Here is a 16991-nt window from a genome sequence, read left to right as displayed (position 1 = left end):
AACTTGGAAAAGGAATTGAATAAATGACGGCAAACGCTCAAACCCCTTGAAAATAAAGGCTTTTTCCGTTTGTCGTTATTATACCGTAACGGCATACTTATGCAACAAATTGTATTATGAATGATATAGATATAAAATCATTGTCAGAAATATTAGAACATTCAAGTGTTTCAATTGCATTGGATATATATGTTCATTCTTCTTTAGAATTTAAAAAAGCTCAAATACAGAAAATTAAAGTTCCTAATTCTGTCGCAGAACTCGTCGTTCTGTTATAAAAGGAAGGCATGAGGGGTTGAATGTGTTTTGGTATGTTGTTCATAAAAAAATATATAAAGATGATAGTTTAGTAAATTATTTTAATAAACAAGATGGCATAAGAGCTTTTATTCCTAAAGTAGAGAAATGGTATAGTGCTAGTAATGTAAGAGATTATGTACTAAAGGATCTATATCCTGATTACATGTTTATTGTTACTGAAATGGATAAGGAAGTACTATTTGAAGCATACAAAGAATTCTTTCATTCAAGAAACAATATTCTTACATTAAGTAGTGAAGAAAAATCATTGATGGAATACTTTTATTCTAATGAGAATGTGATTAAACATTCTGTAGGGAATATAGTAAATTCTAAATTGATTGTGGATGAAGGACCATTACTTAACTACAATGGTGAAATTGTAAAGATTGATCGCCATCATAGAACAGCAACACTCAAAAGCATTTTTTTTAATAACAAATTCTTAGTTCCATTAGAAGTTGTAAGTAAATCGTGAATTGGTATGTACTTTATACATTAAGTTATAAAACCAGTAAGATTATTAATAACTTAAATAGGAACAAAGATTTAACAGCATTTGCCCCAGAATATGAAGTTTGTCATCGTAAAACAAAAGAAGTTTTAATTAGACCAATGTTTAATAACTATGTCTTTGTAAAAACTCATTTAAATCAAAATGAATTTAATGATTTATTACTAAAGATGAGAGAAGAAAATGATGGCTTAATTAAACAACTTAAAAATGTAGATGCAACAGCTCTAACAGAAAAAGAGATTGAATTCTTTAACTTAGTTTTAAATAAAAACTACTTAGTTAAACTATCTCATGGATATCAAGAAAATGGTAAAACAATCATTACTGATGGTCCATTAAAACTGTTAGAAGAGCATATTACAAAAGTTGATAAACATAATCAATGTGCCTACCTAGACCTAAAATTCTTTAATCGAAGAATAAGTATGGGGTTAGAAATTTAAAGGCAAGAATTGATTTAGAGCGCAGGGGATCCGCCTCTACTGATGTTTGGAACATAGTATGATTTAGGAGAATAATTTGGGTAGGGGAGACTATACCAAAAAATAGCTTATTTCATAATCACAGGCTAATAACCTGTGTTTTTTTATGTTCAAAAGAAGGGAGCTAAAGAGATGAAAAAATTTGAAAACAAAGTTTGGTTATCAAGCCCTACAATGCATGGTGATGAATTAAAGTATGTCACTGAAGCATATGAAACCAATTGGATGAGCACAGTTGGGAAAAATATTAATGAAGTTGAAAGAATGATTAGTGAAAAAGTTGGGTGTAAATATGCAGTTGCATTATCTACTGGTACTGCAGCTCTACATTTAGCAATGAAATTAGCAAATATTAAACAAGGCGATTATGTTTTTTGTTCAGATATGACATTTGCTGCTACTGTTAATCCAGTCACTTATGAAGGTGGGATACCAGTATTCATCGATACTGAATATGATACTTGGAATATGGATCCAATTGCTTTAGAAAAAGCATTTGAAATTTATCCAGAAGTAAAAGTGGTTGTTGTAGCTCATTTATATGGGACACCTGGTAAGATTGATGAAATTAAAGCAATCTGTGATAAGCATGGTGCAATCATAATTGAAGATGCAGCTGAATCATTAGGAGCAACATATAAAGGAAAAGAAACAGGCACATTTGGGGCTTTCAATGTTATTTCATTTAATGGAAATAAAATCATTACTGGTTCAAGTGGCGGAATGTTATTAACTGATGATTTAGAAGCAGCTAATAAAGTAAGAAAATGGTCTACTCAATCAAGAGAAAATGCTACATGGTATCAACATGAAGAAGTTGGATACAACTATCGTATGAGTAATGTGATTGCAGGAGTAGTAAGAGGACAAATTCCATATTTAGAAGAACATATTCAGCAAAAGAAAGCTATTTATGAAAGATATAAAGAAGGCTTTAAAGACTTACCAGTAACAATGAATCCTTATGATGAAGATAACTCAGAACCAAACTTCTGGTTATCATGCATGATCATTGATGAAGAAGCAATGTGTCAACAAGTCAGAGGAGAAACTGATGCCCTATATATCAGTGAATCAGGAAAATCTTGTCCAACTGAAATTTTAGATGCTATCGCATCTATTAATGCTGAAGGAAGACCTATCTGGAAACCAATGCATATGCAACCAATCTATAGAATGAATCCATTTATTACTAGAGATGGTAATGGTAGAGCAAGAACAAATGCTTATATTGATGGTCAAGCATTAGATGTAGGAATGGATATTTTTAATAGAGGTTTATGCTTACCAAGTGATAATAAGATGACAAAAGAAGAACAAGATATCATCATTGAAATCATTAGAGAATGTTTTAAATAAAAATATTTGCTTGAACGGAGGATTATGTTAATGATATATAAAAATTTTGTAAAAAGAGTTATCGATTTTCTTTTAAGTTTATCAGCAATTATTATTCTTTCACCAATATGGATCATTCTAATTGTGTTAGGTTCAATTGCAATGAAAGGAAATCCTTTTTTTCTACAACAACGTCCAGGATATAAAGAAAAAACTTTTAATCTAATAAAATTCAGAACAATGAGCAACGCAAAAGATTCTAACGGTAATTTATTATCAAATGAAGTTAGACTAAATAAATATGGAAGAATACTTCGTTCTACCAGTCTTGATGAACTTCCTGAACTATTCAACATTTTACTGGGCAATATGTCTATTGTGGGGCCTAGACCTCTTTTACCAGAATACATTCCATATTATACCGAAGAAGAACATCATAGACATGATGTTAGACCTGGTCTAACAGGACTAGCACAAGTAAATGGAAGAAATGCCATATCTAGTTGGGAAGAAAGATTTGCTTATGATTTAGAGTATGTAAATAATTGTTCATTCCTATTAGATATACAAATTATTATTAAAACTGCTTTAAAAGTCGTTAAGCGCTCAGATATTTTAGTTGGATCTACAGTTGTTGTAGGAAGATTAGATGACATTAGAAATAATAACAATAAATAGTATGCGAGGAGATATAAGATGAAAAAATTAGCAATTATAGGTGGAGGCAGAATGGCCAGTATATTTGCTTTGAATGCATCTGAAATGGGAATTGAAACACATTGTTTTTCACTTGAAAGTGATATTGTAAATAAAAATGCTTTTGACCATATTCATTCAATAAACATTCTAAATCGTGAAGATGTTTATAATATATGTAATGAAATAAAAGTTGATGGTGTTGTTGCAACTACTGAGTTAACTATCGCGGTCGCAGCGTATGTTGCTGATAAAATGAAACTTAATGGACTTCCTATTAAAGTTGCAGAAGTGATTACTGACAAATATAAAAATAGAGAAGCATCAAAAAATGTTATAGGGTTATATAACCCAAAATATTCCGAGGTAAATAGTGTTAATGATATTATGAAATTACACTTTTCTTACCCTATCATCTTAAAACCAACTTCTAAGGGTGGAAAAAGAGGTATTACTGTTGTAAAACAAGAAAGCGAAATTGAAGGAGCTTTCCAATATGCAGTAAAAGAGTCTGGCGGAATTTTACCTTTAATTGTGGAAGAATATATCGATGGTGGCATGGAATGCTCTGTTGAAAGTTTATCATTTGAAGGAAAAAACTATATTATACAAATCACAGAAAAAATTACATCTGGTGCACCGCATTGTGTTGAACTTGCACATCATCAACCTGCAAACATCTCTTTAGATATGAAAAAACGAGTTGAGGAAGTACTAGATAATGCATTAACTGCAATTGGTTTAACAAATGGAGCATGTCATACAGAAATAAAAATAAAAGATAACAAAATTTATCTAATAGAATTTAATGCTCGTCCAGGTGGTGACCATATCGCGTATCCGTTAACAGAACTAAGTACTGGTTATCCATATATTAAAGGTGCTATAGAAATATCATTAGGAAAATTTAAAGGCGTTGATAGTTCACAATTTAAAAATAAATACGCAGGAGTTTTATTTGTAACAGAGCAAACAAAAGAATTAGTTCCTATTTTTAAAGAATGCGAGTCATATAACTGGTGTTACAAAAAGAATTTTGTCACAGAAAAATTACAATCAATTGTACACAATGATGGATTCAATATAAATTATTTTATGTATTGTGATGTAAAGAAACCAAAAATTTTAGGCAATAAAGATGGAGGAAAAATATAATGGGGAAAATTGTTGTATTAGGTGCAACTGGAACTTTAGGATTGCCAGTTTGTAGACATTTAAAAGAAAAAGGATATGATGTTTTGGCTGTAGGACATAGTTCAAGTGGAAGTAAATTATTTAATTCTTTAGGCATAGAGTCTACAAGAGTTGATATTGCAGAATTAAGCACATTTAATAATTTACCAAAGGAAAATGTAGATTGCGTAATAAATTTTGCTGGTTGTTTACCTGCCATGATGACTGAAGATAGTTCGAATAGTTTATATCCAGATACTATAATTAAAGGGACTATTAATGTATTAGATTATATGAGAAAAGTAGGATGTAAAAAACTTATTTTTCCTCAATCTGTTTACGATGTTCATTACTTATTTGGAACACCTATACCTATTTCAGCAGATGCTGAAAGTAAAACAGTTTATGAAGGAGATCATTCAATATATGTAAGTTGCAAAAATGCTGCAATAGATGTAATAAAATATTATGAAAATGAGTATGGAATACAAGGAATTATTCTAAGATTACCAGGAGTGTTCCAATATCACCCAAAACCATATATTTTAATTAATGGAAAAAAACGTATTAAATTAGAAAGAGTATGGATTGAAAAAGCAAAACGTGGTGAAACACTTGAAATATGGGGAGATTGCAAGCGAGTTTTAGAAAGTGTTTGTATAGAAGATTTTTTACAAATAGTTCAAAAAGCAATAGAATCAAAAACTGCTTCAGGTATGTATAATGTTGGAAACGGTGGAGCTACATTAGAAGAAAGAGTTTTAGCAATTAGAGATGTTTTTTGTGGAGAAAAAAAATCAGAAGTTATTTATTATCCTGAAAAAGCTAATTGCACACAATATGTTTTAGATATTGATAAAACAAAAAAAGAACTTGGATATATTCCTCAATATAATTGGACAGATTATTTAAAACAATTAAAATGGCATATGGAAAATGAACCAAATAAAGATATCTGGGGAAGTTTTTCTGACTATTACGACTTATTAAATAACATTAAATCAGACAATGATCGATTTGATAAATAAAATTTATTAACAGGAGGAACAAATGAAATCGTCACACGAAATTGGAAGTGAATTTTCAAATTATAAAGTTGATGGATTGAATTTTGCAATGCCTGAAAATATAAAAGATTATGCGTTTACGTTTTCAGGTAGAACTGCTATAGATGTAGTATTAAAAAATCTTCCACACATAAAAAAGGCTCTTTTACCATCTTATTGTTGTGATTCAATGATAGAGCCATTTCGTGAGTCAAATATTGAAGTATATTTTTATAATGTAAATTATCAAAATAAACTTCAAATAGAAGTGAATATTCCGCAAGATGTGGATCTTTTATTATGGTGTAACTATTTTGGATACAAAAATAATATGCCAAAGCTTGATTATTTTATTGATAGAGGTGGGATTATTATTGAGGATATAACTCATAGTCTATATTCTCAGCAAAAGTATGATTCTCAAAGTCATTTTTTGGTTGCATCATTACGAAAATGGGGGCCTTTATTTTGCGGAGGATATTGTGCTTCTATAAATACTTTATTAAAGTGTAAACCAATGAAACAACCGTCAATTTCTTTTATAGATAACAAGAGATTGGCAATGGATTTAAAAGAACAATATTTAATTGATAAAAGTAATAGTAAAAAAGAAAAATATATGACTGTCTTTAATGAGTGTAATAAATGGTTATCAAAAAATTATTTAAATCTAACAATAGATGATGAATCAAAGAAAATATTATTTAGAAGTAATAATGAATCAATTAGAAACAAACGAATATCTAACGCAAAATGTTTACATGATGGTTTACAAAATAATGTAAATATTGAAATGTTATTTGATATGAACGATATTGATTGTCCGCTTTTTGTTCCAATTATTATAAAAAATGGTAAAAGAGATTATTATCGAAAAAAGTTAATTGAGAATAAAATCTATTGTCCAATTCATTGGCCACAACCAAATGAAAAATGTGAATCTAACTTATATGAGTTAGAATTATCACTCATATGTGATCAAAGATATACAGAAAATGATATGAAAAAAATCATTTCAATCTTATGTGATTAATTAAAATACAAAATTAAATTAAATAGAAAGTCTTGTTGTTCAAGACTTTTTATTTTGAATTTTGCAAAGGATAAACATTTTCTTAATTATCTGAATTTGAAAATAGATTTTAAATAAAAGATTATTAAAAAAAGAAAGAAGGAGAATATATGAAAACAATATTAGTAACAGGCATAGGAGGATTAACACCACGTTCAATCACTGGAATAATCAGAGAAAATCATCCTGATTATAAAATTATTGGTTGCGATATTGAAAAAAAAGCTGTTGGTTTTTTTATGAAGGGATTACTTGATGAATATTATGTATGTCCACGTTGTACTTCACCAGAATATTTTCCATGGATTGAAAAATTGATTGAGAAAAAAAATATAGATTACGCCTTTGTACAACCAGAAAGTGAAATTGTTGAATGGGGAGATTATTATGAAAAAAACGGTAAATTTCCTTGTCCGGTATTTATGGGAAGTAAAAAACTTTCTGTATCCTTAAAAGACAAATCTATTATGGCAGATTTACTTGAAGGAACAGACTTTATTCCAAAAACAATTAAAGTAACACAAGAAAATCCTCGCTATGAAGAGGTTGAAAAAGTAATAGGTTTTCCATGTTGGATCCGTGCAACTGAAGGAACTGGTGGTTTAGGTTCTCTTCGATTAGCTGATTTAAGCAGTTATAAGAGTTGGTTATTTATTAATTCAAATATTCCAGAATTCACTGTCTGTGAATTTTTAACAGGTCGCCACTTAGCTAATGAAATGCTTTATTACAATGGTGAATATGTAAAAGGTGCAGCATTAGAATGTGTAGAGTATGTAATGGCAAATACAGCACCTTCTCATGTGACAGGAAATACCCATTTTGGAAGATTTCTAAATGAAGACAAAATTAATGAATTTTGTGATAGTTGTATTAAATATCTTGAAACTAAGTTAGATGTTCGTGCACATGGTATTCTATCTTTTGATTTAAAAGAAGATAGCAATGGGAATATGAAAGTGACTGAAGTGAACATTCGACATATGGCATATGCAGGTGTTATGGCTCGTGTAGGATTTGACCTTATTGAAGATACAATCAAAATTATGGAAGATGGTAATGCAGACAGAGTTGGAAGAGATCAATATCATCACTATGAGAAACCTTATATTTTTCTTCGTGACGTAGATGTTGAGCCAATTATCTTGGATAGTGAAGAAATATTTGATGATGTGATTTCTATTGTTTAGACATCATACGAGGAGGAGAGTATGAAAAAAAAAGTAGTATGGATTGTAAATGAGTATAATTTTCCTAATGCAATTAAGTCTCGTCAAACTAATCTATGTAGACAATTAACTTTAAGTGGGTATGATGCGTACATTGTTAGTGGTAGTGTTGAAAATAAAAGTGGAAGAAATGTTTTATTTAAAAATGAAAAATTTAGATTTGTTGAGACGGATGAAGCAAAAGGTTATTTGATTAATACATCTAGTTATCGTAGAAATTTTGAAAGAGTATTAGTTGCACTCCAATTTCAAAGACGTTTATGGAATTTAAGAAATGAATTACCAATGCCTGATGTAATTGTATCTGATTTTGCAGGCCTTTTTGGTAATATATTTTTAAAGTGGAAAAAGAAATATGGAACTAAAGTAATTTATGATATTCTTGATCTTTGGCCAGAAGGATTTGTAGATATGGGGTATCTAAAAAAAAATTCTCTCATCGCTAAAGTACTTTATGGTATGGAACATAAATCCTATCGTGAAGCGGATGGTATCATCTTCTCATTCCAGGGTGGTAGAGATTATATTATTGATAAGGGATGGAGCAAAGAAACTGGTGGCGATGTTGATACAAGTGATATCGGTTATCTGAATAATGGTGTAGATTTAGAAAGCGTTGATGAACAAAAGGATAAATGGATTCTTGATGACCCTGATTTAGATACAGATAAATTCAAGGTAGTTTATCTTGGCTCTATAAGTGCTTTTAACGGATTGGATGTTCTTGTGGAAACAGCAAGAGAACTTCAGGAGCGAAAAGTACAAGATGTTCTTTTTTTGGTATATGGTTGTGGAAATCAAGAAGAACAATTAAAAAATATGGCAAAGGATTATGATTTGAATAATATAAAATTCAAAGGCCCTTTAGATAAAAAATATGCAATGAATCTTCTTTCAAGAAGCAATTTAAATCTATTTACATTTGTCAATACACCATTACTAAAATATGGAGTAAGTCCAAACAAATTGTTTATGTATTTTGCAAGCGGGAAACCCGTTTTATCTATGATTAAACCAATGTATGATCTGGTACAAGAAAAAAAATGTGGTATTTCAGTGGAAAATGATTCAAAAATCGTAGCAGATGCAGTGATGAAATTTAGAACAATGAAAAATGAACAGTACCAAATGTATTGCGAAAATGCAAGAAAGACAGCTATTGAATACGACTATAAGAATTTGGTAAATTGTTTAATTGAAAAAATAGAAAAATAAACTAGAAAATGAGGAGGATTAAAATGAAAATACCTTTTGTTAGTTTTATACCAATGGAACGTGAGCTAGATAAGGATTTAAGAAATGCTTTTGAACGTGTATATACTCGTTCTTGGTATATAGGAGGGATAGAGGACGAAAATTTTGAAAAAGCATTTGCAGATTACTGTCATACAGACTACTGTGTTGGAGTAGGAAATGGATTAGATGCATTAATGCTCGCACTTAAGGCACTTGATGTTGGAGAGGGAGATGAGGTTATTGTTCCATCAAACACTTATATTGCAACTGCACTTGCTGTTACATATGTGGGAGCAACTCCAGTATTTGTTGAGCCAGATATTAGAACTTTTAATATTGACCCTACAAAAATCGAAGAAAAAATCACTGATAAAACTAAGGCTATTATGCCAGTACATCTTTATGGACAAGCTTGTGATATGGATCCAATCATGGAAATCGCAAAGAAGTATAATCTATATGTTGTAGAAGATTGTGCTCAGGCTCATGGTGCTACTTATAAAGGTAAAGTAATCGGTTCTTTTGGTGATGCAGCAGGTTTTTCCTTCTATCCAGGAAAAAATTTAGGTGCATTGGGAGATGCTGGTGCAACAGTTACAAATAACAAAGAACTTGCAGAAAAGATTAGAGCACTAGGTAACTATGGCTCTGATTACAAATATCATCACATTTATAAAGGAAATAACAGTCGTCTTGATGAAATACAAGCAGCGTTTTTATCTGTTAAGTTACCTCATCTAAATAAAATGAATGTGGAAAGAAGAAGAATTGCTCAGTTGTATTTGGATGGAATCAAGAATCCAGAAATAGTACTCCCTTATATTCCGGAAAATATGGTTCCAGTATGGCATATCTTTGGTATTCGCTGTAAGAGAAGTACAGAACTTGAAAAATTCTTGACTGACAAAGGTATTGGAACAAATAAACATTATCCAATTCCAATGCATCTTCAGGATTGCTATAAAGACCTTGGATTTAAAGAGGGTGACTTCCCAATTGCAGAAGAAATAAGTAAAACTGAATTAAGCATTCCTATGTACTACGGAATGACAGATGAAGAAATTCAATATGTAATTGATGCTATTAACGAGTTTAAATAAAAGGGGCGGATAAAAATGAAACTAAGAAAATTAGAGTTGAAGGATGCTCCATTAATGCTCGAATGGATGCACGATGAAACTGTGGTAGAAGATTTACATACTGATTTTGCCTCAAAAACTATAGATGACTGCATTAAATTTATTGAGAATAGTAATAATTTTACGGAGAGTGCTCATTATGCTATTGCCTCTGATGAAGATGAATATATGGGAACTGTGAGTCTTAAACATATAGATCGAGATACAAATAGCGCAGAGTTCGCCATTACAGTTAGAAAAGCATCTATGGGAAGAGGGTATTCATGGTTCGGAATGGAAGCAATAATTGAAAAGGCTTTTTCTGAATTTGGATTAGATAGTGTTTATTGGTGTGTGTCACGAAAGAATACAAGAGCCGTAAGATTCTATGATAAACATAATTTTCATGAATCTGTCGATATTTCAAAAAATATTCTTAATAGATATAGTAATGGAGATGATTTGAAATGGTATTCTGTTTTAAAAGGGGATGTATTAGATAATAGAACTTCAGTTGCGGGTTGTAAAATAATACGTATTAAAACTATTCCTACAGTAAATGCTGGAGAATTATCTTTTTTTGAAACTAAACGTGATCTATCTTTTGAAATAAAAAGAATTTATTATATTTCAAAAGTTCCAGAAGGTGTAAGAAGGGGATTTCATGCACATAGAAAACTAAAACAACTTTTATTTTGTCCATATGGAAGAATACAATTAATTCTAGAAAATAAATATGGAAGAGAAGAAATTGAACTTAGTGACCCGTCTATTGGGGTTGTTATAGATTGTACAACTTGGAGAGAGATGCTATGGCTTCAGAAAGATTCCGTTTTATGTGTTGCTGCATCTGATTACTATAAAGTTGAAGATTATATTAGAGATTATCAAGAATTTAAGGAGTTCATTAGAAAATAGATATACTAATAATTGGAGGTTTTATGAAAAATATAAATTTACGAATAATGGGTGGATTGGGAAATCAATTGTATCAATATGCTGCTGCAAGATATGTTCAAACCGTTTCTAAATCAGAAAAGATTATTATAGATGTCGGAGGATACGAAACGTATAAAATACGTAATCTCGAAATAAATAATATAATAAAAAATCAAAATGTAGTTTTTAAAAAAAATGATGTCATTGTTTATGGAATAGTAAGAGAAATATTTCATGTATATCAAAGACTTTATCATTCTATTTTTCACAAACATGCGTCAATGTCGAAGTTAAATTTTGGGAAAACTACTTATCTTCTGTCAAGTATAGAATTTAATAAAAAGAAGCTTAATAATTTAAATAAAGAAATATATATGTATGGTTATTTTGTTTCAGCAGATATAGCACAACATATGCGTGTTGAATTACAAAATGAAATTGTTGGACCATCAGAAATGTCAAAAACATCGCTAAAATACTTAAATGATATTCAAACAAGTAATTCTGTAGGAATAAGCGTTAGATGTGGCGATGATTATAAAAATAATGGATGGCCAGTATGTTCTAAAGAATATTATTTATCAGGAATTAATTTATTAAAACAGAATCATAATAATTTAAAAATTTTTATTTTCGCAGATGATATAAAAAAAATTAAGAGAGAAAAATGGTTTGATGGTATAGAGGTAATATATATAGATGATGTTGATGTGTGTGAATCGTTTGAATTGTTAAGAAACTGTAAAAATTATGTATGTTCAAACAGCTCATTTTCATGGTGGGGCGCTTTTTTATCATATAATGGCAATGCAATAATATATAATCCTAATTACATTTTTGCAGACATTAGAGAAAATGAAAAAGTTATGCTTCCTAATATGATTATATTAGATTATATTACTGGAGAAGAAATTGATTGTTAATGAATATACTACAATGGATAGAAAGGAGAGTAAAGTCGGTATGGATATTTGTGTTTTAATGTCTTCATATAATGGGGAAAAGTATATAAACGAACAAATTGATAGTATTTTTTTACAAGATTCTGTTGATGTTTGGTTGTTGATCCGTGATGATGGTTCGACGGATAATACAGTGTCAATAATCAAAAATAGAAAAGAATACGGAAATAGAATATTTTTAATTGAAGGAAACAATGTTGGATCTACAATTAGTTTCTATGAAATAATGAGATATGCAAAATCGTACGAAAAAAAGTTTGAGTATTACTCATTTGCCGATCAAGATGATGTATGGCTTCGTAATAAATTGTATAAAGGAATTTCTGTGTTAGAAAGATTTTATTCTGATTCACCAAATTTGTACTATTCAAATCTAAAAGTTGTTGATGAAAAATTAAACTACTTATATGATAGATTTACTCCAGGATATGTTACAAATACTAAAAAGCAGATAATGGCAGAAATATGTACTTTAGGCTGTACATGTGTTTTTAATAGAATGGCTTTGCTAGAAATGTGTAAATTAAATAATGATGAATTAGAATATCATGATAATTGGATACTTTGGATTTGTTCCTTTTTAGGTAAATGTTATTATGATGAACAAGGATATATTTTATATAGACAACATGGTAATAATACTAGCGGTACTGTAAAAAAAGGTTTTGGCTATTTAAGGTACCAGATTGGAAGATTAATGAAGATTAACGATATGAAACCTTGTTATGAAGTTAAAGCAAAATTAATGTTGAAATATTATAGTGATAGATTAATTCAAGAAGATAAGGAAGTTCTATATTTGTTAGCAAATTATAGTAAATCGTATCATTTAAAAATGAAACTATTTTTTACAAATAAAATAAGTTCTGGACATATTATAAGAGATTTAAGTAGAAAAATAAGAATATTGGTAAATAAAGCTTAGTAGCAAGTAATACAAATGATTAAATTCATATACCTGAATCAACATAATCTTTTAGGTTTTAAAAATATAGAAAGAAAGGAAGTTTTTTATGAAAATTATTGCTGTTTTTCATGATAATGACCTACATAGTGGAGGCACGTTATCATTTCTGTCTGTAATTGAATATTTAAAAAATGAAGGCAATGAAATTATTGGTATTATACCTAAAAAGAAAGGAGATTTAAAAGAATATTTAAATAAAATCGAAATAGAGACAATTAGTTGTTCATATGGTGGCAATGTATATAGAGCCAATAGAAAAGGTTTGACAAATATAAAAGGTATACTAAGATGTTTTGTAAAAAGCATAGTTTCAGTAATGTCTGCTCTGTATATTTCTTTTATTTTGAGAAATGATGGTTATGAATTTGTCTATACTAACACAAGTACAATTAATATTGGCTATTGGATTAGCTCTTTTCTTAAAATAAATCATATATGGCATTTTCGTGAATTCTGCTTAGAAGATCAAGAAAGCTTAAGATTGTTTGATAATTCGTTCAGAAAAAAAGCTTTAAAGGCAGATAAAATTATTACAATTTCAAATATCTTGGATAACTATTATCGAGAAAAATACAAACTGGATAATACATTAATGCTATATGATGATATATCTCCAAATTATATTACGCAATTTGATGTAATATCAAAAGAGGATAATATTAATATACTTGTTACTGGAACGTTTTCTGAAGGAAAAGGTCAATGGATTGCATTGAAGGCATTTGAAAAACTTAACAATCCACAAATAGGGTTATACTTTGCTGGTAAAATTAATTCTTATGCAGAAGAAATGATACATTATGTGCAAAATAATAAAATAGAAAATGTTCATTTTTGTGGAATGGTTGATGATATGAAAGAATTACGAAAAAAAATGTCATTTTCGATAGTGTGTTCAAAGAGCGAGGCATTTGGTAGAACGATAATTGAAGATATGCTTTCTGGTATCGTTGTAATTGGGGCTAATTGCGGTTCTGTTATGGAGCTAATAAATGATGGATATAATGGCTTTTTATATAAATATGGTGATATTGAAAATCTTTGTTGTATTATTAAGCATGCAATAAGCAAAGAATGTGATAAAGTGACAATTATAAATAATTCATTAGATTTTGCCTCTGAATTCACTAAAAATAGAACAGCAAAAAAAATTAGTAGTTTAATGAACGATGAATAGAAAATTTATAAATAGATGGGAGATGACATAATGATAATTGTAACAATAATCATACTTGTTTTTACGTGCGTATCACAAGGCTTGAAAAAAGAGTATATGTCGCCATTATTTATTTTCCCTGCTTTATGGTTAGTTGTACTTTTTTTATATAACTTGAGATTATATGGAATATACGAAATATCACTAAATACTGAAGTAATACTATTCCTTGGAATTATTGGATTTTTAATAGGAGCTACTTTTTTTAAGTATGTTTCTATAAAACCAAAGGATTATTTATATAGTAATAAAATATGTTTTAAAAAAATTAAAATTGTTTTTTTGGTAGTGTTTTTATTGGCTCTCAACTTTTATGTTCCTAATATTATTAAAGTCTTGCAAGGAACAACTGTAAATGAAATAAAAATGATGCTGGTTACAGGTGATATTGATCTAGGTGGAATAACAATGCAATATATAGTTAGACCATTTACATATATAATAATTGCTGTTAGTACCTATTGCATGTTTTACAGACGAGATCAGAAATTACTTATCGCATTAGGGGGGATATTTTTAATTTTTGAATTTTTTGGTGCAGGTTCTAAAACAATAATATTATATACTATATTCTGCATAGCGTTGCCGATGACAAAGAATATTACAGGAGGAATCCATAAGCACTTTGGGGAAAAAAAAATTATCATAATATTGGCTTTGTTTTTATTTGTGTTTATGGGAAGTAAAAGTGTTTATTTTTATATCTCAGGATGTATACCAATGCTTGATAAAGTAATAAATACATCATTCTATATGCCTAATGGTTATGCTATGGGATTTGTGTCATTTAATAGTGTAATACGTTTATTAGTAAAACTTGTTTCTTTGGTTGGGGTAAATTTAAATTTACCCATGTTTGAACAGGGAAATTTGTATATCGCAAGGTTTGAATATACTACGGAAGTGGGATATGGTTTAAAATATAATGCGTTTCATACATTTATTGGAGATTTTTATGTTGATTTCGGAATAATAGGAGTAATTGTATTTTCAATTATGTTTGGTATGCTAAGCATGTATGTATATAGACTTTATAAAAAAACAAATGGATCAATTTTAAGTCACATATTATATTGTATCATATTGTACTATATTGCTTTTAGTCTTGTTAGATTTCAATTGTCTAATACTTTTCTAGGACTAATGTTAATTTACTCGCTTACAATTGTTAAATTTATTACATATAATACAAAATTATCTATTATTAAAAAATGAATCGATAAAGGAATGGTAAATTATGAAATATAAACAAAAATCGTTAAATGTTAATATGCTTTTGAATTTTTTTAAAACAATATTTACGACTGTTTTTCCTTTGATTACATTTAAATATGTAACAGCGGTTTTAGGTAAAGAAGGAATAGGAGCAATAAATTTTAGTAACTCTATTATACAATATTTCAGTATATTTGCTGCACTCGGAATATCGACATATGCAATAAGAGAGTGTGCAAAAGTTAGGAATAATAATGAAAAAATTAGTTTACTTAGTAGTGAATTATTCTCAATAAATATAATTTCCACATTTATTTCATATTCTATTTTGTTTTTTATTGTTTTATGTGTGCCTGTTTTATCGACTAATAGAATACTAATTCTTATATTAAGTATAAGTATAATATGTACAACATTAGGTACAGAGTGGATAAATATTGTATATGAGGATTTTCTATATATAACAATAAGGACTATTTTTTTTCAAATATTTACTTTTGTTCTTGTTATACTTTTTGTAAAAAATCAAACTGATATATTTAAATATGCTTTTATAAGTTCATTTTCTTCATTTATTATTAATTTTTTGAATTACATGTATGTGAAAAAATATGTAAACTTAAAGTTAGTATTTAATAAAAACATGTTAAGACATTTAAAACCTATCTTTACGATATTTGCAATGAATATAGCTATTTCTATCTATGTCACTTCGGATATTACGATATTAGGTTTTTTAAGAGGAGAGACAGAGGTTGGTTTATATACTGTTTCTTCTAAGATATATTCCTGTATAAAGACTATATTAGCTTCTGTTATTAGTGTTACAATACCAAGATTTGCTTATATAATTGATTCAAACAAAGAAGAATATTTAGTTCAATTAAAAAGTATTTTTTCTATTATTTTATTATTTGGAATTCCTATAGTGGTAGGAATTATTCTTTTACCAGATTTTTTTATTACGCTAATTTCCAATAACGATTATTTAGAAAGTAAAGTTGCATTATGTATTTTGTCATTTGCAATTCTTCCAACTCTTTTATCCACAATAATTAATAACAATATTTTATTACCACAAAGAAAAGAATCTAAAATATTATTTAGTACATTGATAGGAGGCTTTATAAACATTGTATTAAATCTTATATTGATTCCTAAATATGGTTTTAATGCTGCAGCTTTCACGACGCTAATAGCGGAATGGTGCGTTTTTTTTATAGCAATATTCCAGTCTAGAGCAATGTTGATTAATTTGCCTAGATATAAATTGGTAATTGATTTATTAAAAACATTAATTGGAGTAATAGGTATTGTGGTATTATATTTTTTGTATTTTTCGCTAATTAAGAAAAAATTTGTAACTATTATTATATATGTTTTATTATGCATAATTGTTTATTTTATGATTGAAGTATTGTTAAAGCATAGTGAACTCATGTCTTTAACCAAGAAAAGAAAATCTTGATTTTAATTTAATTTTAT

Annotated in this window: 16 protein-coding genes; all 16 read left to right on the top strand. The window is 28.7% G+C overall.

The window, feature by feature from the left end; all coding sequences use genetic code 11:
* The first annotated feature begins 301 nt into the window (after positions 1-301).
* The 16 genes from EDD60_RS05805 (at position 302) to EDD60_RS05730 (ending at position 16974) form a co-directional block, all read left to right on the top strand.
* Positions 302-778 (top strand): transcription termination/antitermination NusG family protein, encoded by a 477-nt coding sequence (locus EDD60_RS05805; protein ID WP_066450824.1) that lies wholly within the window; start codon positions 302-304, stop codon positions 776-778.
* Positions 775-1260, top strand: a complete 486-nt coding sequence (locus EDD60_RS05800) for a transcription termination/antitermination NusG family protein (RefSeq protein ID WP_132226316.1) — start codon at positions 775-777, stop codon at positions 1258-1260. Before EDD60_RS05805 ends, EDD60_RS05800 begins: the two co-directional genes overlap by 4 nt.
* A gap of 171 nt (positions 1261-1431) precedes the next feature.
* Positions 1432-2658, top strand: a complete 1227-nt coding sequence (locus EDD60_RS05795; protein ID WP_066450821.1) for a DegT/DnrJ/EryC1/StrS family aminotransferase — start codon at positions 1432-1434, stop codon at positions 2656-2658.
* A gap of 30 nt (positions 2659-2688) precedes the next feature.
* Entirely contained in the window at positions 2689-3315 is a 627-nt protein-coding gene (locus tag EDD60_RS05790) for a sugar transferase (RefSeq protein WP_276330910.1), read from the top strand.
* A gap of 18 nt (positions 3316-3333) precedes the next feature.
* Entirely contained in the window at positions 3334-4488 is a 1155-nt protein-coding gene (locus EDD60_RS05785) for an ATP-grasp domain-containing protein (RefSeq protein WP_066450818.1), read from the top strand.
* Entirely contained in the window at positions 4488-5534 is a 1047-nt protein-coding gene (locus EDD60_RS05780; RefSeq protein ID WP_066450815.1) for an NAD-dependent epimerase/dehydratase family protein, read from the top strand. Before EDD60_RS05785 ends, EDD60_RS05780 begins: the two co-directional genes overlap by 1 nt.
* 22 nt (positions 5535-5556) lie before the next feature.
* Positions 5557-6585, top strand: a complete 1029-nt coding sequence (locus tag EDD60_RS05775; protein ID WP_066450812.1) for a hypothetical protein — start codon at positions 5557-5559, stop codon at positions 6583-6585.
* 149 nt (positions 6586-6734) lie between these two features.
* Complete coding sequence (locus EDD60_RS05770) at positions 6735-7814, top strand: ATP-grasp domain-containing protein (protein ID WP_066450810.1); 1080 nt, start codon at positions 6735-6737, stop codon at positions 7812-7814.
* Positions 7815-7835: 21 nt separating this feature from the next.
* Positions 7836-9068 carry a glycosyltransferase family 4 protein gene (locus tag EDD60_RS05765; RefSeq protein ID WP_132226315.1) on the top strand — a complete coding sequence of 411 codons (1233 nt, stop codon included), beginning with the start codon at positions 7836-7838 and terminating at the stop codon, positions 9066-9068.
* Between the two features lie 23 nt (positions 9069-9091).
* The gene (locus tag EDD60_RS05760) at positions 9092-10189 is read left to right on the top strand and encodes a DegT/DnrJ/EryC1/StrS family aminotransferase (protein WP_066450805.1); all 1098 of its coding nucleotides are present in this window, start codon (positions 9092-9094) and stop codon (positions 10187-10189) included.
* Between the two features lie 15 nt (positions 10190-10204).
* A complete protein-coding gene (locus EDD60_RS05755; RefSeq protein WP_066450801.1) occupies positions 10205-11125 on the top strand; it encodes a GNAT family N-acetyltransferase in 921 nt (306 codons plus the stop codon).
* Between the two features lie 23 nt (positions 11126-11148).
* Positions 11149-12069, top strand: coding sequence for an alpha-1,2-fucosyltransferase (locus tag EDD60_RS05750; protein WP_132226314.1), 921 nt, complete (start codon positions 11149-11151; stop codon positions 12067-12069).
* Positions 12059-13033 (top strand): glycosyltransferase, encoded by a 975-nt coding sequence (locus tag EDD60_RS05745; RefSeq protein ID WP_165973130.1) that lies wholly within the window; start codon positions 12059-12061, stop codon positions 13031-13033. Before EDD60_RS05750 ends, EDD60_RS05745 begins: the two co-directional genes overlap by 11 nt.
* A gap of 88 nt (positions 13034-13121) precedes the next feature.
* Positions 13122-14252 (top strand): glycosyltransferase family 4 protein, encoded by a 1131-nt coding sequence (locus tag EDD60_RS05740; protein WP_066450791.1) that lies wholly within the window; start codon positions 13122-13124, stop codon positions 14250-14252.
* Positions 14253-14282: 30 nt separating this feature from the next.
* Positions 14283-15506, top strand: coding sequence for an O-antigen polymerase (locus EDD60_RS05735; RefSeq protein ID WP_165973129.1), 1224 nt, complete (start codon positions 14283-14285; stop codon positions 15504-15506).
* Between the two features lie 22 nt (positions 15507-15528).
* Positions 15529-16974 (top strand): flippase, encoded by a 1446-nt coding sequence (locus EDD60_RS05730; RefSeq protein WP_066450783.1) that lies wholly within the window; start codon positions 15529-15531, stop codon positions 16972-16974.
* The last annotated feature ends 17 nt before the right edge of the window (positions 16975-16991 follow it).

The sequence above is a fragment of the Longibaculum muris genome (assembly GCF_004343035.1).
In the GTDB taxonomy this organism is placed as follows: domain Bacteria; phylum Bacillota_I; class Bacilli_A; order Erysipelotrichales; family Coprobacillaceae; genus Longibaculum; species Longibaculum muris.
Note: the sequence above shows the minus strand (reverse complement) of the source record. Positions and strands in the feature narration are given on the sequence as shown.